The sequence below is a fragment of the Kineothrix alysoides genome (genome assembly GCF_000732725.1).
Lineage (GTDB): Bacteria > Bacillota > Clostridia > Lachnospirales > Lachnospiraceae > Kineothrix > Kineothrix alysoides.
The window spans coordinates 1955158-1974061 of record NZ_JPNB01000001.1 but is presented as its reverse complement, the minus strand read 5'-3'; the positions used below and the strand labels follow the sequence as shown (position 1 = coordinate 1974061).

Sequence of the window (18904 nt, the reverse complement as noted above, 5' to 3'; positions counted from 1 at the left end):
ATCGTAACGATCCGTTGTACTTGATATTATATAGCTAAGGGCAGACAGCTTGTTATGATAGGAGGGTGTATGCGGGATTCTTATGAGCAAAATAGTGATGAAGAATTGATTTTGCGTCTGAGGGACGGCGAAGAGAATATTACCGATTATATTATGGATAAGTACAAAAACTTGGTAAAAAGCAAAGCGAAATCCATGTATATACTGGGTGCCGACAGTGACGACCTGATTCAGGAGGGCATGATAGGGCTGTTCAAAGCGATAAGGGACTATGACAGCGGGAGAGACGCCAGCTTTTTTACCTTTGCTGATTTATGCATATCCAGGCAGATATACACGGCGGTGCAGGCATCGGGAAGACAGAAGCATTCGCCCTTAAATACTTATATTTCTTTGTACAGCAGTGTTACCTCGAAAGATGAGCCGGGAAGCGAGGAGGCCGAGCTTTTAAGCGTCCTTGCCTCCAAGGCGGAGCTTAGCCCGGAGGAAATGGTAATCGATAAGGAAAATGTGGAAAACTTGGAAAAAACCATAGAAAGAGAGCTCAGCACCTTTGAAAAGCAGGTGCTGGATCTCTACATTACGGGAATGAGTTACGTGCAGATAGCGAAAGTGCTCGGAAAAGATGAAAAATCTACGGACAATGCCCTGCAAAGAATTAAATCAAAGCTGCGAAAGGCAATTCTATAACGATATTCCCGTCTCATCGGACATATGTTACCCGTAACAGTTCAGATACAAAGCGTTCGCTTTCATTTATCCACGGACTATGTCCGGAGTGCTCGAACCAAACGATTTCTTTTGACGGAGCATGCAAGAGTTCGAAATAATCTTCAACGAATGAAGTAGGTGCATTTATATCATGCCGTCCGAGAAAAAAGTAAACGGGCACGTCAATTTCTTTATAATTTTTTCTTAAATCAACGTTGTAAAGCTGTGGATATACGGAGTTAAATGTTGATACAATCCCACGAAAGTAATTGATTTTATCGAGTATGCCGTATTCACTCGAAAACAGATCGCGCAGGGTATTATATCCTCCGTTATGTATATCAGGATTTGCCGCCATGTACGTGCTTAAATATTGCAGGTATGTGGCGCTTTTCCATGTGACATCTCTTCCGTAATAAGGAGGCTGTCCATTGGCCTTGAGAGTATTAACGGTTTTGGTATCATCTTTTTCACGGGCAATTTCCAGGGCTAGCCGATAATCTGTGACTTCCGTCTCAAGGAAGGAAATCATCTGTCCGGTGCCGATAAACGCATGGAATAATTCAGGAGCTCTGTCGATTAAGAAGATTCCAAGTGCGCTGCCCCACGATTCCCCGACCAGATATATTTTATCCTGTTTAAAAGTTTCACATAAGTATTTTGTCAGCGCATAGCCATCTTCAATATAGGTATTGACTGTGAGGCTGCCGATATCCGCAGCACCATATGATTTTCCTGACCCAGCCTGGTCCCAGTTTACCACGACGAAGTGTTTTTCGAGCTCTCCGAGGTCGTATCTGACAGCGGCCATCTGCGAACCGCCCGGCCCGCCTGCAAGGAAAAGAAGGACGGGATTTTCTCTATTTTCACTGCGAATGCTGATCCATTCTTTTCGCCCGTTCAGCGTTACCTGTCTTAATTCAGAGATGCTGCCTTCCATTTTATTTCCCTTTTCATTATGGATGGATGGAGTAGAGGCGGTAAACTGCGTTAACAAAGCAAAACCTGCACATAAAGCAATAGCTGTCGTTAGAATTAGCATATTTTTTTTAATCCGGCTGGTATGCGGATTTCTTTCCTCCTTTTTTATGAACCGCGCGATGAACTTTATGATGTTGATGAAAAGCACGAACAATGAAATTACGGATATAAGCAGAAGAGAAATAAAAATAAGAAATTTTATCATAAAAACCTCCTTTTTAAGATTTGACCACCGTTCAACAAATTTAGAATAACAGAAATTTGACCAGTGGTCAACAAAGTTTTTTTATGATATACTAAAAATATCAGGTGGTGATTGTATATGGGAAAAAGAGAGATTATTTTAGATGCTATGCGCGAACTTTTCAAAGAAGGGAAAGCTGGATCAGCGTCTGTAAGCGATATTGCCCGAAAAGCAGGAATAGCGAAAGGCGGTCTATACTATTATTTTCGTTCGAAGGAAGAAGTGATGGACGCTTTGCTGGAACAGGAATACGAGGATATTATCCAGGCGTGCAAAGCGCTTATAGAACAAAGCGAGGCAGATGCTGTTTCAAAATTTGCCCTTTTGTTAAGAAGCTACCGGGGCTCATATGTCGATAGTTCTTTGGATGAATATTTGCATATGCCGCAAAATGCGGCTTTGCATCAAAAATCTTTGGCAAAGATTTTATCTTCTTTATCGAAAATTATATCCTGCATTATTGCGCAGGGAGTAGAAGAGGGCAGTTTCATATGTGAATATCCGGCAGAATATTCTGAAGTCATTATGTCGGTATTTACTTTCCTGCTGGATCCCGGTATCTTTCCGTGGACTGCCGAAGAAAACATATTAAAAATGAAGGCAATGGCGGATTTATTGGAAAAAGGACTTTGTGCCAGGAGAGGAAGCTTTGCATTTTTGTACGCAGGTGAATAGCCGCATTTTCACTTTTTTTAAAAAAAATTTTACCATTTATCTCCTATTGCGAAAATATTACAAAATTGTTACAATTCATTTGTGGTTAGCTAATGCAAATAAAACAAAAGAAAACAAAATAAACAATAAGGAGGACGAAACTATGTGTTTAAATTTCAGTAGCTGTTCCGAGTTATTTAACGCTATATGTCAGTATTTAAGCTTAGGTTGTCAATAAAACATGGCCCGGATGAATGTCCGGGCTATCTTTTTGCAAAAGGATTTTACCAATCATCTCCTATTGCGAAAATGTTACAAAGTTGTTACAATTCATTTGTAGTTAGCTAATACAAATAAAACAAAAGAAAACAAAATAAACAATAAGGAGGACGAAACTATGTGTTTAAATTTCAGTAGCTGTTCCGAGTTATTTAACGCTATATGTCAGTATTTAAGCTTAGGTTGTCAATAAAATATGGCCCGGATGAATGCCCGGGCTATCTTTTCGCAAAAGGATTTTACCATTTATCACCTATTGCGTAAATGTTACAAAGTTGTTACAATATATTTGTAGTTAACTAATACAAAAAAACAAAAGAAAACAAAATAAACAATAAGGAGGACGAAACTATGTGTTTAAATTTCAGTAGCTGTTCCGAGTTATTTAACGCTATATGTCAGTATTTAAACTTAGGTTGTCAATAAAAACATGGCCCGGATGAATGTCCGGGCTATATTTTTGAATTTTATTATAATTATTTATTAGGACCTCGCCAATACCTCGCCTCTGAAAATAGGGGGCAAACATGGAGGAAGATTTGGATAAAGGACGTTCGGTTGACTGTCTCTTTGAATTCACGTATAATAACGCATGTATGTCATTTCACGAAGAAATATAGGTTGCAGAAGCAACTTCTTACAATTTTTTTGTTTAAATTTATTAATAAATAAAAATATGCAACGAAGGTATGATGCCACAGCAGGATGTGTCATGCTTTTGTGGAAGGCAATTTTACGGAGGAAGAAATGAAAAAGCATTTTGCGCTGGCGGCATGTCTGATGCTGCTTACTACTTTGACAGGCTGCGGCAAGCAGGCGGAGAATTCCGATGTGTCCGGACCAAATAATAATCAGAACAATTCTAAAGATTCAGTTATTATCGTTATGGGTGTCACCTCGGAGCCGGAAGCGGGATTCGATCCTGCATACGGATGGGGTGCGGGTGAGCATGTGCATGAACCTTTGATACAAAGCACGTTGACCGTTACCACCAACGATTTGCAGATTGCCTATGATTTGGCAACGGATATTTCTGTAAGTGATGACGGGCTGCTGTGGACTGTGAAAATCAGGGAGGACGTCTTTTTTACCGATGGGGAAAAACTGACAGCTGAGGATGTGGCATTTACATATAATACGGTAAAAGAAGAGAGCTCCGTTAACGATTTTACGATGCTCGACAGAGCCGAAGCCACAGATGATTACACGGTGGAGTTCCATATGGCTAAGCCTTATTCCATATGGCCCTATACCATGGCGATTGTAGGCATCGTTCCATCACATGCATATGGCCCTGATTATGGTCTGAATCCCATAGGTTCCGGCCGGTATATGCTAAAGCAGTGGGATAAGGGACAGCAGGTTATTCTGGAAGCTAATCCTGATTACTACGGTGATAAAATCCTTATGAAAAAAGTAACTATCGTGTTTATGGAAGAGGAAGCAGCTTTTGCAGCAGTCAAAGCGGGGCAGGTGGATTTGGCCTATACCGCGGCTTCTTATTCGGACCAAACGGTAGAAGGCTATGAACTGCTTCGCGTGGAAAGCGTGGATAACCGTGGCTTTAATTTGCCGGCGATTCCCTCCGGCGAAGGGATAGGAAATGATGTGACAAGTGATATTGCAGTCAGGAAGGCGATTAACATCGGCATCGACCGCCAAAGGATGATTGATAACGTGCTGAATGGATACGGAACGCCTGCCTACAGCGTATGTGATAAAATGCCGTGGTTCAATGCCGATACTATGGTGGAATATGATTTTGAGCAGGCGGTTACGCTGTTGGAGGAAGCCGGCTGGATTGCAGGAGAGGACGGCATCCGCTCTAAGGACGGCCTTAAGGCTAAGATAAATCTCCTTTACCCGGCAAACGATTCGGTTCGGCAGGCATTGGCTGCGGAGGCGGCAAATCAAATGAAAGAATTGGGGATTGCCGTAACAATGGAAGGCGTAGGCTGGGATGTGGCCTATGACAGGGCCCAGAGCGAACCTATGATATGGGGTTGGGGTGCTCATACGCCTATGGAGTTTTATAATATTTATCATACCATGCCCGAAACGGGTTTGGCTGAATATTCACCTTATTCCAACGAGGCGTCAGACTCCTATATGGATCAGGCATTGGCTTGCGGGAAACTGGAGGAGTCATACGGGCTGTGGCAGAAAGCACAGTGGGATGGGAATACCGGCACGGCGGAGGATGTGCCGTGGGTGTGGCTGGTAAATATAGACCACCTTTACTGGGTGAAGGAGAATCTTCAGGTCGCGCAACAGAAAATCCATCCTCACGGACATGGCTGGTCGATTGTAAATAATGTAGACCAGTGGAGCTTTGAACAATAAGATGAAAAAGTGGATGCGGCTTTTTTTAAAAAAAATTATGCGGATGCTTCTGTTGCTGCTGTTTGTCAGTGTTGGAGCATTCCTTCTGGTATCCTTGTCACCGGTAGACCCCCTGCAGGCGAATATCGGCCAGACAGCGCTCGGTGCGCTCAGCCAGGAACAAATCGCCAAGTTGGAAACGTATTGGGGGGTGAACGAGCCCCTCATGGAACGTTATATGGTGTGGGCGGGGGATTTCCTGCGGGGTGATATGGGTGTTTCCCTTTTGTACAGGCAGAGTGTCTCATCAGTAATCATGCAAAAGCTGCTAAACTCCCTATTGCTTATGACCTTCGCATGGGTGATTTCAGGTGTGTTCGGTTTTGTGCTTGGAGTTTTGTCAGGAATGAACAGAGGAAGGACAATCGATAAGGCGATCAAGTGCTATGCATTGTTGACGGCGAGTACACCTGCCTTTTGGCTTGCCCTTATCTTTTTGCTCCTATTTTCGGTTTGGTTTAAGCTGTTTCCTATAGGCTTAAGCGTGCCTATCGGAATGGAAGCGGCGTCGGTGAGGCTTTCGGACAGGCTGTGGCATGCGGCACTTCCGGCACTTACGCTGAGCGTTACCGGGATATCAAATATCATTCTGCATACGAGGGAAAAGATGATTGACGTAATGGAGAGTGAGTATGTACTGTTTGCTGCCGCCCGGGGGGAGAAAAAGTGGGAAATATTTAAGAACCATGGTTTTCGCAATGTGCTTTTGCCTGCGATTACGCTTCAATTTGCTTCTGTCAGTGAAATCTTTGGAGGCTCAATTCTGGTGGAGCAGGTCTTTTCCTATCCGGGACTTGGACAGGCGGTGGTAACGGCGGGACTTGGAGGCGATACTCCTTTGCTTTTGGGAATTGCAGTAATCAGTGCAGCTATCGTATTTTCCGGAAATTTTGTTGCAGACATTCTTTATGGAGCGATTGACCCCCGCATGAGAAAAGGGGGAAGGCCATGAACCTCCATAGACGAAAGCACGCATTTTTGCTGCTTATACTTGCGGCAACCTTTCTTTTTTTAATCATTATCATAGGATTTTTATGTAAAGATGCCGCTATGGAAACCGATTTTGTCCGTAAAAATCAGTCCCCTTCCTTTCGGTATCCTTTCGGCACCGATTGGATGGGACGGGATATGTTCGCACGTACCGCAGCGGGTCTTTCTATGAGCATACGGCTCGGTCTGTTTACAGCGACTATAAGCGCTGTGATCGCTTTTATGCTGGGTTCTATAGCAGCAGTTATGGGAAAAGCAGCGGATGCATTTATCGGGTGGCTCATCGACCTTATGCTGGGGATTCCTCATATTTTGCTGCTCATTCTCATTTCTTTTGCCTGCGGAAAAGGAGTTCGGGGCGTTGTAATAGGAGTATTATGTACTCACTGGATGTCCCTTGCCCGGGTAATACGGGGAGAGGTATTGCAGCTTAAGCAAAGCGGGTATGTGCAGGCGGCAGCTAAACTGGGAACAAGCAAAGGTAAAATAATAACCATACATATGCTTCCTCACTTAATACCTCAGTTTATGACGGGCTTGATTTTATTGTTTCCTCATGCCATATTGCATGAGGCAGGTATCACCTTTTTGGGCTTTGGTCTGCCGCCGGAACAGCCGGCAATCGGAGTCATTCTTTCCGAAAGTATACGTTATTTGCTTACGGGGAGTTGGTGGCTTGCCGTTTTTCCGGGTGTTTCTTTAGTGTTGGTGGTTATTTTATTCGATTATATCGGCAGTATGACAAGAAGGCTTCTTGATCCTGCAAGTGTCCATGAATGAGGAGGAAGAGTATGGAGAGAATACCGGTTCTTAATGTGGAGAATTTGTCTGTTTCATTTTCACAATATGCGGGGGTGCTTAGAAAAAAGCAGATAGAGGCGATAAAGGATTTAAATGTTACCCTCTATCCGGGAGAAATCGTAGCAGTAGCGGGTGCCAGCGGAAGCGGCAAGAGTCTGCTCGCTCACGCCATCTTAGGAATATTGCCATATAATGCCTCCATGGGAGGCAGGATAAGCTACTGCGGAAATTCCCTGACATCGGCGCAGGCTCAGGAGCTTCGCGGGAAAGAAATCGTTTTGGTGCCGCAAAGCGTATCTTATCTGGATCCATTGATGAAGGTGGGGCCCCAGATACGCAAGAACGCGAAGGATAAGCCTTCGAGGGAAAAGACTCTTGAGATATTCAATCGTTACGGATTGGCGGCGGAAACGGAAAATCTCTATCCCTTTGAGCTTTCCGGCGGTATGGCGCGAAGAGTTTTAATTTCTACGGCGGTATTGGAAAAACCGAAGCTGGTAATTGCCGATGAGCCTACCCCGGGTCTGGATGCCGCGGCAGCAAAACGCGTGATGGAACATTTTCGGGAAATCGCTGATGAGGGCGCAGCAGTGCTGCTCATCACTCATGATTTGGAGCTGGCGATAGAGACGGCTGACCGGATAGCAATATTTTATGCAGGAACGACCCTGGAGGAAGTACAGGCTTCGGATTTTGCGGAAGGATTGAAGCTGCATCACCCTTATACGAGGGCATTGTGGCAGGCTATGCCCCGCAATGGGATGCAGGTGCCTAAGGGCATTTAACATGAAAAAGCAAAGGTGTGTAATAGTGTCTATTCGTAAAAAGCAGAGAAAAAGGGTTCCGGGAGTTTGGGGGTGACGAAATTATGGTACTAAAAGGAGAGGAATTGTCCTTTCGCTATCAAAGCGGCGGCAGACAGATATTAAACCATGTTTCCCTTTCGATAGAAAGCGGCGAAATAGTAGGTTTGTGCGCTCCCAGCGGCTTCGGGAAGACTACGCTATGCAAAATCCTTGGAGGATACGCAGAACCGGATTCGGGAACGGCGTCTTTGGAAGGAAAGTCAATCAGGAGTTATCGGGGCTATTGTCCGGTACAAATGATTTGGCAGCATCCGGAACTCGTAATTAATCCACGGCTTAAAATGTCTCAGGTGCTCGCCGAGGCGGGGGATATCGATGAGCATGTGATAACGAATCTCGGCATTGAAACAGAGTGGATGAGCCGTTATCCAATAGAACTTTCCGGCGGGGAACTTCAACGATTCTGCATTGCACGGGCATTGGGGGAGGGGACAAGATTTATTCTTGCTGATGAGATCACTACTATGCTCGACTTGATTACGCAGGCTCAGATATGGAATTTCTTAAAGACGGAAAGTATGGAGAGAAATATCGGTATGCTGGTCGTAAGCCACTCCGGGGAGCTTTTGGATAAGCTCTGTTCGCGGCGGATAGATATGCAGGCCTTTTCTTAATACAGATATGATAACGGTTTAATGGCATCGATGTGCAGCTATGCGCGCGGATCAAAGGTATGTTTCCCTCGAAGAAGAAGTAAAAGAAGCTAATGCTTATACACTGTGAAGTCTTTACCAATACTGCACAGTGTATAATGTCGCTGTTAAGAACAAAATCCCCAATACTCCGATTATAAATAAACTCTTTGATGAAATTAACTTCGCCTTTTTTTCCTTCGCTTTGCTAAATACAATGCCGATAATGATAGGCACAATAATAATAAGCGCATATGCGGCAAATGTTGTTGGGCGATAAAGTTCTTCTGGGATACCTCGCCAGACAGCGAAAAAGAAAGCATCTGAAATAACGCCCACAAATAAAAATACCATCGCTATTACATACTTAGCTTTTTTCCAATTCTCAATGGGTGTATGTCTTAGACAAAATACCGATGACGCTCCCCATAAAAAGGGAACGAGCAAAATCATAACGGTTATTCCTAATCCCTGATTGATTTTCCACGGAATCCATAAGACTGCGTTTGCAAACCAATATGCTGCAAAACCAACTTCAAAGAATAAGAAAAGCTCTTTGCAGGATTGCTTTTTCATAATTCCCATTTATCTTACTCCTTATCTAAATTGCACATTATATAAATACTGTTCATTCACCTTATGCGGCGAAAGCAAATGAACAAACGAAACCTGTGCCATCTAAAATTATAGCAGATTCTTTCATCCGAAACAACGAAAACCTCTCCGCCTGTTCCATTTATACTGCAAAGACGTCTGCACTACTGCGGCGGTTATCGTTAGCTTTTGCGGGGCTACGCGCCCCCACCCCCCGACCTCAAACAAAGAACAGAATGGAAGGATGCACCTTTTTACAAAAATATCATTTTATCCCTTGACGATCTTTGTTCTGTAATTAGGAAAGTACTCTTATTACAAATAGTTATTTTCAAGCAGAACATGCAAATTGGCAAATTGCTAAAAGAAATATAAAATGGTTTATTAATCTAAAGTGGAATATCGACAATTTACTGAATGAGAGACTCATATTCTGTCCGTATTGCATAAAATAATCTTTTTATTAAACAAAAAAACAATAAATGTTGACAATAGGAAGATATAATGATAGTATCTGAATGAAAATAAATTTCACAAATATAAATTTGTGAAATAAAATATTTCAAACATATTATGAACCGTGAGAGTTTTTAAAATTATGGGGAACTATAAAACTAGGATGAAATCATCGAATTACGTATGATTACAGATAGGAGGCTAACATGGAGCAAGAACAAAAAAAGAAAATGCTGTCGCTTGGAATGAAAATACGTGAACAAGCGCTGAAGGCGGTGCAGGTGCCTAATTCCGGGCATATCGGGGGTTCGTTTTCGGAAGCGGATATTTTGGCAGTACTTTATTTTGACAAGATGAATATCGACCCTGAAAATCCGAGGATGCAAGACAGAGACCGTTTTGTGCTGTCTAAGGGTCACGCCAGCCCGGCGCTGTATGCGACTTTGGCTCTGCGGGGGTTCTTTCCGGTGGAAGAACTGAAAACATTTCGGAATGCAGACAGCGACCTTTCCGGTCACGTGGAGATGACAAAGGTGCGCGGTGTGGATATGTCCGCCGGTTCCTTGGGACAGGGCCTTTCTGCTGCGGTAGGAATGGCCGTTTCCGGGCAGATATACCAGAAGGATTACAGGGTATATGCGATGGTCGGCGACGGAGAGATTCAGGAAGGACAGATATGGGAAGCCGTAATGGCGGCAGGAAATTATAAGTTGGACAACCTCATGCTGTTCGTAGACAACAATAATTTACAGATTGACGGAACGGTAGAAGAGGTCATGTCTCCCTATCCCATCGACGACAAATTTAAAGCCTTTAACTGGAATGTAATCTGCATAGACGGACACGATCCGGAGGCGATTGCGGCCGCGGTGGAACAGGCGGGGGCATGCAAAGGAAAGCCTACTGTGGCTATTGCAAAGACTGTAAAAGGCAAAGGCGTTTCCTTCATGGAGAATAATGTAAACTGGCATGGGAAAACCCCTACCCCGGAGCAATACGAGCAGGCCTTTAAAGAAATCCGGGAACAAATAGAAGAACTGGAGGTATAGGCATGGGAGAAATAATTTCAACGAGGGAAGCCTATGGGCGTGCTCTTTGTGAATACGGAGAGAATCCTGATATTGTGGCATTTGACGCAGATTTGACCATATGCACGATGTCGTGTTATTTTGCTAAGAAGTATCCCGAGCGGTTTCGCAATGCGGGTATTGCGGAAGCAAATATGATAGGAATGTCGGCAGGAGTGGCGGCTACGGGAAAAACGGTTTTCTGCCATACATTTGCAATGTTCGCTGCAGGAAGAGGTTATGACCAGATTAGGAATTCTGTGGCTTATCCCAGGCTGAATGTAAAAGTAGTCGGTACTCACGCAGGACTTTCGGTGGGAGAGGACGGGGCTACTCACCAATGTATAGAAGATTTGAGCCTGATGCGCACCATTCCCGGAATGGTAGTGATCAACCCCTGTGATGCCAATGAGACGGAAGCAGCGGTAAAAGCCATGATTGAATACCAAGGGCCCTGTTATCTCAGACTGGGACGTTCAGGCGTGGAAAATGTTACACCTGATTTCAAAGGCTATGATTTCCGGATAGGAAAGGGTGTTACATTAAAAGAAGGCAATGATGTAACGATTATAGCCACCGGACTTATGGTTCAAATTGCATTGGAGGCAACGGAGCTTTTGGAAGAAAATGGAATCACGGCGAGAGTCATCGACATGCATACCATTAAGCCGATCGATAGAGATATTATCGTAAAGGCGGCGAAAGAGACAGGAGCTATTGTAACGACGGAGGAACACAATATTATAGGAGGATTAGGAGCAGCGGTAGCGGAAGTGCTCGGCGAAACGTATCCGGTTCCTCTGATTCGTCATGGTGTGGAGGATATATTTGGCCATTCGGGAACCGCGCAAGCGCTTATGGAGAAATACGGCCTGACGAAAAACAAGCTGGCTGAGAAGGTGAGACTGGCTATCGGCATGAAGCGGTGAATACGAATCAACATCCAATATGCGATAAAGTAAAATATCATATTTGAAAGAGAAGAAGTTCTGAAAGGCGCGGCGGAGGCTGCGTCTTTTGTTCCATCATAGGATAGACCCTGCTGCTTTAATGTGTGAAGGTATTGCCTCCTATGATATAAATATGAGTGAAAAACACTTGTGTTGCCGCCGATGCAAACGTGCTGATGCAGATGGTATAGAAAGATATAATCTAGCAGTATTTTTTTCGCATAAAAAGGCAGTGTAATTTAGGAATATCCTTTACGCTGCCCTTTTTTATTGTATGAGGGGTTATTATGATAAATAAATTTTTCACAGCATAATTTATTATGCTTGCAAATATTGTGCTTGCACCTAAATCCGTAGGTGTCGAAAACATGGAGATTATTTATTAAACAACAGTTATTACATGATGCTGTCCGTATAAAATTTAGGAGTTAAAATATGAGTGTCATCTCCATACTATAGTATTCTTTCCGATAGGTTCTGAAACTTGTCCGTGTTGGAATTGTGCGTAACAAACGTAAATTATGACTTAAAATTAAGAAGAAGCTACAGAAATAACTTGTGGTCCGGGACTTATTATAGGCGGATATTTTTTGGAATATAATAATTTATACCATAATGTCATGAACAGATGAGAGCAGCATATAATAGAATGAATGAGACCTTTGAGGGGAAATTATGATTATACACGTTGTTCAATCAGGTGAAACGATCTATTCTATCTCGGAATTCTACCAAATCCCCGCTGATAGACTAATATTGGAAAACGGAATTACAAACCCTGACAATTTAGCAATAGGACAAACCATTGTGATTGTTCAACCGGAAATACTCTACACAGTTAAGCCCGGTGATACTTTAGTGAGCATTGCAGAACAATACGGGGTTTCGCCAATGGAGTTATTAAGAAATAATCCCTATCTTTCGGATAGAGAATTTTTGTATGCTGGTGAAACTATTGTTATAAGTTATCAAACAAACAGAATACATACAACTGCTACCAGTGGTTATACTTTTCCTTATATAGATAAATCTGTTTTAATAAAAACACTTCCTTTTTTATCTTATCTGACAATATTCAATTATAGAGCTACAGTTGAAGGCGAAATTATCGCCAATGATGACGATACGGAAATTATTCAGTTGGCTAGGACGTATGGTGTTGCTCCCATGATGTTTGTTTCAACTATTACGAGAGAGGGAGTGCCTAGCAGTGAAGTAGCTTACGCTATTTTAAATAATTCTTTTATACAGGATAGCCTGATTGATAAGGCGCTTCATATAGTGAAAACCAAAGGTTATTATGGTATTAATGTCTATCTCGACAACATTACCTATGATAACATAGACAGCATTACTGAATATTTGAAAAAGGCTTCCGAAATATTCCATTCAGAAGGCTACAGGATAGTTATTACTATAACACCTATTACAAATCTTAACACTGTCAGCAGCAGTTTTGAAAAAATAGATTATTCAAAATTATCTGATTTTGCCGATGGAATTATATTGGCTTCTTACGATTGGGCAAGGTCTTACAGTTATCCAAGCTCACTTTTTCCTGTTAATGTTTTAAGAGAATTATTAGATTACATGGTCAGTATTATTCCCTCTGAAAAATTTTTTCTGGGAATTACGACACAAGGTTATGATTGGACGCTTCCCTTTGTTCCCGGAGCCACAGCGGCTACCGTAATATCCAATAATGATGCAATACAAATGGCGGCGGACAATGGCATACCGATACAATTTAATGAAGCAGCACAGTCGCCGTATTTTTATTATGTGGATAGTAGTGGAATTATGCATGTGGTTTGGTTTAAGGATGCGAGAAGTTTTGATGCACGGGCAGAGCTGGCAGAGGAATATAATCTCCAAGGCCTGTCGCTTTGGACTATTATGAGATTCGATACTCAATTATGGCTTATTATTAATACTCAATATTATATAGTGAAGCTTTTGGGAATTAGCTAAGCAATTGGGAGTAAAAAGCTGCTGACGAAAAGATAAATTAATGAGGTTTTAGTGAATTTTATTGGGAATCATCAATCGCTAAGAAATATAGTTTGCTCAGAGAGCAGAGACAATAATTAGACAATAAAAAACGATATCAATGGATATCGTTTTTTATTAATATTCTTTGTTTCTGCCGTAAATGACGTTTTCGCTATCACCTGAGTGAGTATGTGAATGGTCATTTTGAATATACTTAAAGTGCTGTATTGTTGAATTTATATGAGAATGAACGTCTTGGGCAATTCCGGAACGTTCAACAGATATTACATGTAGGAAAACAAAATTCCGGCATACCGGTTGAATATGGAGCAATATCATACTGTTGATAATAAATAATACCATGCAAAGGCAACAAGTAAAAACTATTTGCATTAAAAGTATCTCTTAATAAAAATCTATAATTATCAAAGTATATGCCTGGATTTTCTTGCAGCCTTTCCGATATTTGCTGTTGGATACATTCTTGTAGATCGAGCAATGAGTCTGGTGTGAGAGGATAAACATCGCCAAGCTGCATTAATTTTCCGGTTGTGAGATTCCAAGTATATGATTTACGTATTGTATTGCCGTGTGCACCGCCGGTATAAGTGTAAGTATCCGTGTATAGGCTAATAACACAGCACTGATTATATGTTACCGTGAAATCAACTATAAATTCATAGTTATTAAATGGTCTGTCTGTGGAATCCATTGCATCTTCTTGAGCCATTTGATATAGCACAGTACGGCAATAGTCTTCACTATTTTTTGCCTCAAGGTAATGAAAATTATTTATGCTGTTTGCGTACTTTGAGTCCGATATAATGCATGGATAATAGATTTTATATTTTAACACGAGCGTATCGCCATAATACATAGCATCCTCAAAAAGTTTCCGACATACATTTAACATAATAACACCTTAAATCTGTAGTTGTATTAATATATGCACATGGTATAAAAATGACACTAATATGAACAGCACAGGAATAGCTAAGGCATAAAGACAGCGCAATAATGCATGCCCTATTTTCAGATTAAAAAGATAAAGTACATGAAAGTAAAACACATGTGAATGCTGTTGATTTATGTAATATTTTATAATAAAATAAGATTAAAATTTATATGGGGGAGTCAAAATGAGGAGATTGAGAATAGTAGTTATTGCCTTATTAATATTTATTTTAACTGGATGTACAAAAGAGGTTGAAAATAAAGAGATAGCGATTAATTTAAACGGTGTAGAAATTGTTGGGAATTATTCGGGAAATATGGTCGATGGTATGCCTGATGGAGACGGTACATTTGTAGTGTATGACGAGGATTCTGATGAAATTATTTGGAAATATTTTGGTGCCTTTAAAAATGGGGATTTAAAAGGGGAAGGTAAGCTAGAAAATCTCCCTACTGTAATTGAAAATAATGGTTATAAGTACACTGGAATATATACAGGAGATGTGAGTGATGCATTACCTAATGGAAATGGTAAGTTTATATGTGATACAGAAAATTTAAATTGGGAATATGAAGGAAATTTTGTGAATAATATTATTTCTGGTAATGGAAAAATTGAAAATTTTCCGCTTTCTGTTGAGCTACAAGATAATACATATGCCGGTACTTATAGTGGAGATGTTTTAAACGGTAAGCCAGGGGGAGAGGGAACGTTTAAGTATAATGATGAAAAAGATATGTCCATCGAATATAATGGTAATTGGCAAGATGGAAAAATGGAAGGAAAAGGTGAATTAAGTAGTAATAATTTTTGTATTAATTTTTCACATGTGAGAAGAATAGGGACTTTTAAAGGAGTAACTGAAAATGGGGTAGCAAATGGAGAAGGTACATTTGAAGCGGCTACAGATGAAAATATTTCATATACCTATTCGGGCGGATGGAAAGATGGTACATGGAATGGATATGGAGAACAGATTTTTGAAGAGAACGAAAAGAGGTTGATTGATAGAAAGGGGAATTTTAGTAACGGTGATTATTTGCCTACACCGGGAGAATTGATGGTATATTTCACCGGTTCTGATCTCAAATTTAGTGTAAGTAATGAGAAGAAAGATTTCTTGGATAAAAACAAAGACCTTATACTAAATTGGAAAGAAAAAGGAAATAGTGATTTAATAGATAGCCAATTGACCTATGAAAAATATATGAAGAAAAATTCGGCATATGAAACAACTTTTATGGAAAGCAAGACTATAGAAGTAAGTCAAATATGGGAAGAAGATACAGAAATAACTTTAAGCGGATCTATTACAACGTTGCTTAATTTAATGGATGCCTACCGAGTATATTATATCATTTATATGGGAAGCCTTCCAGATGTATATGAAGGTACAAAAATAAAAATGATAGGGGTGCCCATATCTAATGGAAGTTATCAAAATTTATATGGTGGGACGACAAATTGTATTGTATTTTTAGCCGTAGATGTTGAAATAAAATAATAGAAAATATAATATAAACAGGCTATATTTTTAGAGCGTATTACATGTCGCAGTAGGTATTTATATGCTCTGAATTGTAAACATATCCGCTATCTATGTTTTATATCAATGGTGTATCTTTGGATTTGAAGTGGATTTGTAAATTAGGATAAGTTGGTTGGCTAAGAAGAAAATGTTGAGAAATTAAAGATATACGTTTAATTTGGGGAAATATTCAAAGGGATAAGTTTGTTTGAAATCGAAATTTGAGGTAAGCCTGTGAAAATTTCTCTATAAATAAAGTTTTACATGGCCTTCTATGATAAAATATTAAATCATAGGAGGCCTTTTATTATGGTAAGAGAAAAAATGTTACACAAAGTACAAATGACAGATGGAAAAAGAAACATCATCCGCCAGCAGTTGAAGAGTATGATATTGAGTCAGACCAAGACATTCAGGATTTACTTAAGGATTTGCTTGACGGCACGGTTAAAGAGTTAATTCAAGTCGAAATGGATGACCACTTTGGCTATGGCAAACCAGAACGATATTAAATACGGCCATCCAAATATTTTTATAGGCAAATGCAAGACTTGTCTTTTATATTAAATATTGAATAATTATGGGTGTTGTTCTAAAATATAAATATTAATAAAAAGGGGAAATACATATGGAAAAATCATTATCAATCATAATATCCGCAATAACAGCTACAGCAACATTTTTACATAATTTTGTATTTAAAAATATCAATAAAAGAGAAGATGAATATTATGAAAAGGTGCTTATTCCATTTTATAATATTTATTATTACAACAGTAATATTAATGCAGTTAAATTTTATAAAAAACTAGGAATACCTGTAAGCGCAGAATATATACCTAAATATTTATTATTTTTATTAAAATCAAATGATGAGGAAAAATTAAAAAAAATATTAATTTTAGATTATTTACTTTTGTATAATAATGATTCAAAAAAATAAATAATATAAATAATTTTATTACTAAGGTACTCAAATACATTTATATTCTTATCTCTTTTATTCTTGTACTTTTTGCAAGTTATATGATAAACATTGCAGTAATTGATTTTATTATAACTATAATTAAAGGTATAAATGCAGATACTTCTTTTGCTCAAAATATAGGATTTATCATTATATCTTTTGCTCTTATATTTATTGCTGGATTTATTATTAAAAATATAAAAGCCAGAGACGATATGTTTACTTATAATAAAAAGTATATAAATAAAATGATAATAAGTAAAATTAAATCATATGAAAAATATATAGACAAATACTTTGTTTGACTTTTATCCATATGGTATGGGAGAATGTAGTTCCTATCCTATAATATTTGTCTCTCCATATATTTTCCGAGTATGGTTACCCGATGACGTATAATTAATCTAACAAATTTAATTTCATAAAAACAGACATGGTCTATAGCGGTTTGGTAGAATTAAGTTACCACACAAAAAAACTCACAAAGGAGACTATTCACTATGTCTGATAATATTATATAATTGAACGAGGACTTAATAAAGCACGATTTAAAGAATCTTGTATGTAACAGCGTCGAAGAAACGTTAAATGACCTGCTTGACAAAGAGGATGATACGTTTGTGAATGTCCATAAATATGAGCGTTCTTCTGAATGACAGGGTTACCGTTCCGACCATTATGAGAGAAGAGGAATGGTTATGAAAAAGTTATAATTTTTCTAACGTCTTCCTAAGATGTCAATTTTAACAATACAAAAAAGTCCCTGAAATCAAGGACTTTTACAAAAGCTGATGACGAGAATCGAACTCGTGACCTCCTCACTACCAATGAGGTGCGCTACCGACTGTGCCACATCAGCAATACCGAAGGCTATTGTATCATCTCGGAATACGTTTGTCAACGTGAAAATTCTCCTTTTATTATAAAAAGTATCGGCAGATAATTTCAGCCTGCAGTAAGAGGAATAACATGCCGAAAGAGAACAGGTTGGTATTGAAAAGAACAGTGGAATCGTAGTAGAATAGAAGTACGATAAAAGAGATATGCAGAAAAAGAAAAGAGGATTGTGATGAAAGACGCAAGGATTCACGATAGCGCTTTTATCGCCGATGGTGCAGTTGTACTTGGCGATATAATCGTTGGGGAAGGCTGCAGTATCTGGTTTAATGCCACCGTCAGGGCTGATAGGGAATCGATTGTAATCGAAAGCGGAAGCAATATACAAGATAATGCCGTAGTACATGTGGAAACCGGATTTCCTGTACATATAGGAAGGAACGTAACAGTCGGTCATGGTGCTATCGTGCATGGAAGCACAGTAGGGGATAATACGCTGATTGGTATGGGTGCCATTATTTTGAATGGAGCTAGAATAGGAAGAAACTGTATTATCGGGGCAGGAGCCTTAGTGCCCCAGAGTATGGTCGTTCCTGACAATTCCCTAATTATAGGATGCCCGGGGAAAATATTGCGCAAGGTGACGGAAGAGGAAGTACAGACTAATTTGCATAATGCAGCAGAATATGTAGAAGAAGGAAGAAGCTATAAAAACGACAAAAATAAGGAGGATTAAAAAATGGATTTTTTTGAAAAAGTAGGAGAAACGGTTGTAACAGCGGGAAAGGATGTAGCGGATAAAGCGAAGGACTTTGCAGAAATCGCCAATTTAAGAAGCCAGATCAGTACATGCGAAGAGGTAATCAAGAAGAATTATATAGAAATCGGCAGACTGTATTACGAGCAGTTTAAAGAAGCGGAGTACAACGAATTCTCAGAGCAGTGCACAGCGATTTCCAATGCGAAAAATGGAGTGGAAGCTCTGGAAAAGAAGATTCGCGATATTAAAGGGGTATAA

At 39.9% G+C, this 18904-nt stretch carries 18 protein-coding genes, 1 tRNA gene and 1 pseudogene; 16 read left to right on the top strand and 4 right to left on the bottom strand.

All coding sequences use genetic code 11. From position 1 onward, the window contains the following. Window positions 1-69: 69 nt before the first annotated feature. The gene (gene sigH, locus CC90_RS0109395) at window positions 70-690 is read left to right on the top strand and encodes an RNA polymerase sporulation sigma factor SigH (protein ID WP_031390520.1); all 621 of its coding nucleotides are present in this window, start codon (window positions 70-72) and stop codon (window positions 688-690) included. A gap of 13 nt (window positions 691-703) precedes the next feature. Here sigH and CC90_RS0109390 read toward each other — a convergent pair whose 3' ends face one another. Then, window positions 704-1897, bottom strand: coding sequence for an alpha/beta fold hydrolase (locus CC90_RS0109390; protein WP_031390519.1), 1194 nt, complete (start codon window positions 1895-1897; stop codon window positions 704-706). Between the two features lie 117 nt (window positions 1898-2014). Here CC90_RS0109390 and CC90_RS0109385 point away from each other — a divergent pair, with 117 nt between their 5' ends. From CC90_RS0109385 to CC90_RS0109360, 6 genes are all read left to right on the top strand, one after another. Then, window positions 2015-2611 carry a TetR/AcrR family transcriptional regulator gene (locus tag CC90_RS0109385; RefSeq protein ID WP_031390518.1) on the top strand — a complete coding sequence of 199 codons (597 nt, stop codon included), beginning with the start codon at window positions 2015-2017 and terminating at the stop codon, window positions 2609-2611. A 1005-nt stretch (window positions 2612-3616) separates the two neighbouring features. After that, window positions 3617-5212 (top strand): ABC transporter substrate-binding protein, encoded by a 1596-nt coding sequence (locus tag CC90_RS0109380; protein ID WP_031390517.1) that lies wholly within the window; start codon window positions 3617-3619, stop codon window positions 5210-5212. Between the two features lies 1 nt (window position 5213). Continuing rightward, window positions 5214-6203 carry an ABC transporter permease gene (locus CC90_RS0109375; protein ID WP_031390516.1) on the top strand — a complete coding sequence of 330 codons (990 nt, stop codon included), beginning with the start codon at window positions 5214-5216 and terminating at the stop codon, window positions 6201-6203. Next, entirely contained in the window at window positions 6200-7021 is an 822-nt protein-coding gene (locus tag CC90_RS0109370; protein ID WP_031390515.1) for an ABC transporter permease, read from the top strand. The genes CC90_RS0109375 and CC90_RS0109370 overlap by 4 nt, the downstream gene beginning before the upstream one ends. 11 nt (window positions 7022-7032) lie before the next feature. Further along, window positions 7033-7827 carry an ATP-binding cassette domain-containing protein gene (locus CC90_RS0109365; RefSeq protein ID WP_051869364.1) on the top strand — a complete coding sequence of 265 codons (795 nt, stop codon included), beginning with the start codon at window positions 7033-7035 and terminating at the stop codon, window positions 7825-7827. An 83-nt stretch (window positions 7828-7910) separates the two neighbouring features. After that, window positions 7911-8522, top strand: a complete 612-nt coding sequence (locus tag CC90_RS0109360; protein WP_031390513.1) for an ABC transporter ATP-binding protein — start codon at window positions 7911-7913, stop codon at window positions 8520-8522. A 114-nt stretch (window positions 8523-8636) separates the two neighbouring features. Here the strand turns inward: CC90_RS0109360 and CC90_RS0109355 are convergent, their stop codons facing one another. After that, window positions 8637-9125 (bottom strand): hypothetical protein, encoded by a 489-nt coding sequence (locus CC90_RS0109355; protein ID WP_031390512.1) that lies wholly within the window; start codon window positions 9123-9125, stop codon window positions 8637-8639. A 671-nt stretch (window positions 9126-9796) separates the two neighbouring features. Between CC90_RS0109355 and CC90_RS0109350 the strand changes: the two genes are divergently transcribed. The 3 genes from CC90_RS0109350 to CC90_RS0109340 all read left to right on the top strand — a co-directional run bounded on the left by CC90_RS0109350 (window position 9797) and on the right by CC90_RS0109340 (window position 13578). Then, on the top strand, window positions 9797-10639 hold the full coding sequence (locus CC90_RS0109350) for a transketolase (protein ID WP_035315283.1): 843 nt from the start codon (window positions 9797-9799) through the stop codon (window positions 10637-10639). A 2-nt stretch (window positions 10640-10641) separates the two neighbouring features. Further along, entirely contained in the window at window positions 10642-11586 is a 945-nt protein-coding gene (locus CC90_RS0109345) for a transketolase family protein (protein WP_031390510.1), read from the top strand. A gap of 696 nt (window positions 11587-12282) precedes the next feature. Further along, window positions 12283-13578, top strand: coding sequence for a LysM peptidoglycan-binding domain-containing protein (locus CC90_RS0109340; protein WP_031390509.1), 1296 nt, complete (start codon window positions 12283-12285; stop codon window positions 13576-13578). A 295-nt stretch (window positions 13579-13873) separates the two neighbouring features. On the opposite strand, the gene CC90_RS0109335 is transcribed toward CC90_RS0109340, so the two are convergent. Then, a complete protein-coding gene (locus tag CC90_RS0109335; protein ID WP_242843264.1) occupies window positions 13874-14455 on the bottom strand; it encodes a DUF3298 and DUF4163 domain-containing protein in 582 nt (193 codons plus the stop codon). Between the two features lie 283 nt (window positions 14456-14738). Between CC90_RS0109335 and CC90_RS0109330 the strand changes: the two genes are divergently transcribed. The 4 genes and pseudogenes from CC90_RS0109330 (at window position 14739) to CC90_RS0109315 (ending at window position 17354) form a co-directional block, all read left to right on the top strand. After that, window positions 14739-16058 carry an MORN repeat-containing protein gene (locus CC90_RS0109330; RefSeq protein ID WP_031390507.1) on the top strand — a complete coding sequence of 440 codons (1320 nt, stop codon included), beginning with the start codon at window positions 14739-14741 and terminating at the stop codon, window positions 16056-16058. A 333-nt stretch (window positions 16059-16391) separates the two neighbouring features. After that, a pseudogene (locus tag CC90_RS23705) lies at window positions 16392-16588 on the top strand (IS256 family transposase); the annotation flags it as partial. A 122-nt stretch (window positions 16589-16710) separates the two neighbouring features. After that, complete coding sequence (locus tag CC90_RS0109320) at window positions 16711-17025, top strand: hypothetical protein (protein WP_031390506.1); 315 nt, start codon at window positions 16711-16713, stop codon at window positions 17023-17025. Between the two features lie 83 nt (window positions 17026-17108). Then, window positions 17109-17354, top strand: coding sequence for a hypothetical protein (locus CC90_RS0109315; RefSeq protein WP_031390505.1), 246 nt, complete (start codon window positions 17109-17111; stop codon window positions 17352-17354). A gap of 481 nt (window positions 17355-17835) precedes the next feature. On the opposite strand, the gene CC90_RS0109305 is transcribed toward CC90_RS0109315, so the two are convergent. Further along, a tRNA-Thr gene (locus CC90_RS0109305) sits at window positions 17836-17908 on the bottom strand. Window positions 17909-18118: 210 nt separating this feature from the next. Between CC90_RS0109305 and CC90_RS0109300 the strand changes: the two genes are divergently transcribed. Then, window positions 18119-18622, top strand: coding sequence for a gamma carbonic anhydrase family protein (locus tag CC90_RS0109300; RefSeq protein ID WP_031390504.1), 504 nt, complete (start codon window positions 18119-18121; stop codon window positions 18620-18622). Window positions 18623-18625: 3 nt separating this feature from the next. After that, the gene (locus CC90_RS0109295) at window positions 18626-18904 is read left to right on the top strand and encodes a hypothetical protein (RefSeq protein WP_051869363.1); all 279 of its coding nucleotides are present in this window, start codon (window positions 18626-18628) and stop codon (window positions 18902-18904) included.

Excerpts from the sequence above, each read along its gene's own strand:
- sigH (WP_031390520.1), top strand. The coding sequence starts at position 70 with ATGCGGGATTCTTATGAGCAAAATAGTGATGAAGAATTGATTTTGCGT.
- CC90_RS0109390 (WP_031390519.1), bottom strand. The coding sequence starts at position 1,897 with ATGATAAAATTTCTTATTTTTATTTCTCTTCTGCTTATATCCGTAATT.
- CC90_RS0109385 (WP_031390518.1), top strand. The coding sequence starts at position 2,015 with ATGGGAAAAAGAGAGATTATTTTAGATGCTATGCGCGAACTTTTCAAA.
- CC90_RS0109380 (WP_031390517.1), top strand. The coding sequence starts at position 3,617 with ATGAAAAAGCATTTTGCGCTGGCGGCATGTCTGATGCTGCTTACTACT.
- CC90_RS0109375 (WP_031390516.1), top strand. The coding sequence starts at position 5,214 with ATGAAAAAGTGGATGCGGCTTTTTTTAAAAAAAATTATGCGGATGCTT.
- CC90_RS0109370 (WP_031390515.1), top strand. The coding sequence starts at position 6,200 with ATGAACCTCCATAGACGAAAGCACGCATTTTTGCTGCTTATACTTGCG.
- CC90_RS0109365 (WP_051869364.1), top strand. The coding sequence starts at position 7,033 with ATGGAGAGAATACCGGTTCTTAATGTGGAGAATTTGTCTGTTTCATTT.
- CC90_RS0109360 (WP_031390513.1), top strand. The coding sequence starts at position 7,911 with ATGGTACTAAAAGGAGAGGAATTGTCCTTTCGCTATCAAAGCGGCGGC.
- CC90_RS0109355 (WP_031390512.1), bottom strand. The coding sequence starts at position 9,125 with ATGGGAATTATGAAAAAGCAATCCTGCAAAGAGCTTTTCTTATTCTTT.
- CC90_RS0109350 (WP_035315283.1), top strand. The coding sequence starts at position 9,797 with ATGGAGCAAGAACAAAAAAAGAAAATGCTGTCGCTTGGAATGAAAATA.
- CC90_RS0109345 (WP_031390510.1), top strand. The coding sequence starts at position 10,642 with ATGGGAGAAATAATTTCAACGAGGGAAGCCTATGGGCGTGCTCTTTGT.
- CC90_RS0109340 (WP_031390509.1), top strand. The coding sequence starts at position 12,283 with ATGATTATACACGTTGTTCAATCAGGTGAAACGATCTATTCTATCTCG.
- CC90_RS0109330 (WP_031390507.1), top strand. The coding sequence starts at position 14,739 with ATGAGGAGATTGAGAATAGTAGTTATTGCCTTATTAATATTTATTTTA.
- CC90_RS0109320 (WP_031390506.1), top strand. The coding sequence starts at position 16,711 with ATGGAAAAATCATTATCAATCATAATATCCGCAATAACAGCTACAGCA.
- CC90_RS0109315 (WP_031390505.1), top strand. The coding sequence starts at position 17,109 with ATGATAAACATTGCAGTAATTGATTTTATTATAACTATAATTAAAGGT.
- CC90_RS0109300 (WP_031390504.1), top strand. The coding sequence starts at position 18,119 with ATGAAAGACGCAAGGATTCACGATAGCGCTTTTATCGCCGATGGTGCA.
- CC90_RS0109295 (WP_051869363.1), top strand. The coding sequence starts at position 18,626 with ATGGATTTTTTTGAAAAAGTAGGAGAAACGGTTGTAACAGCGGGAAAG.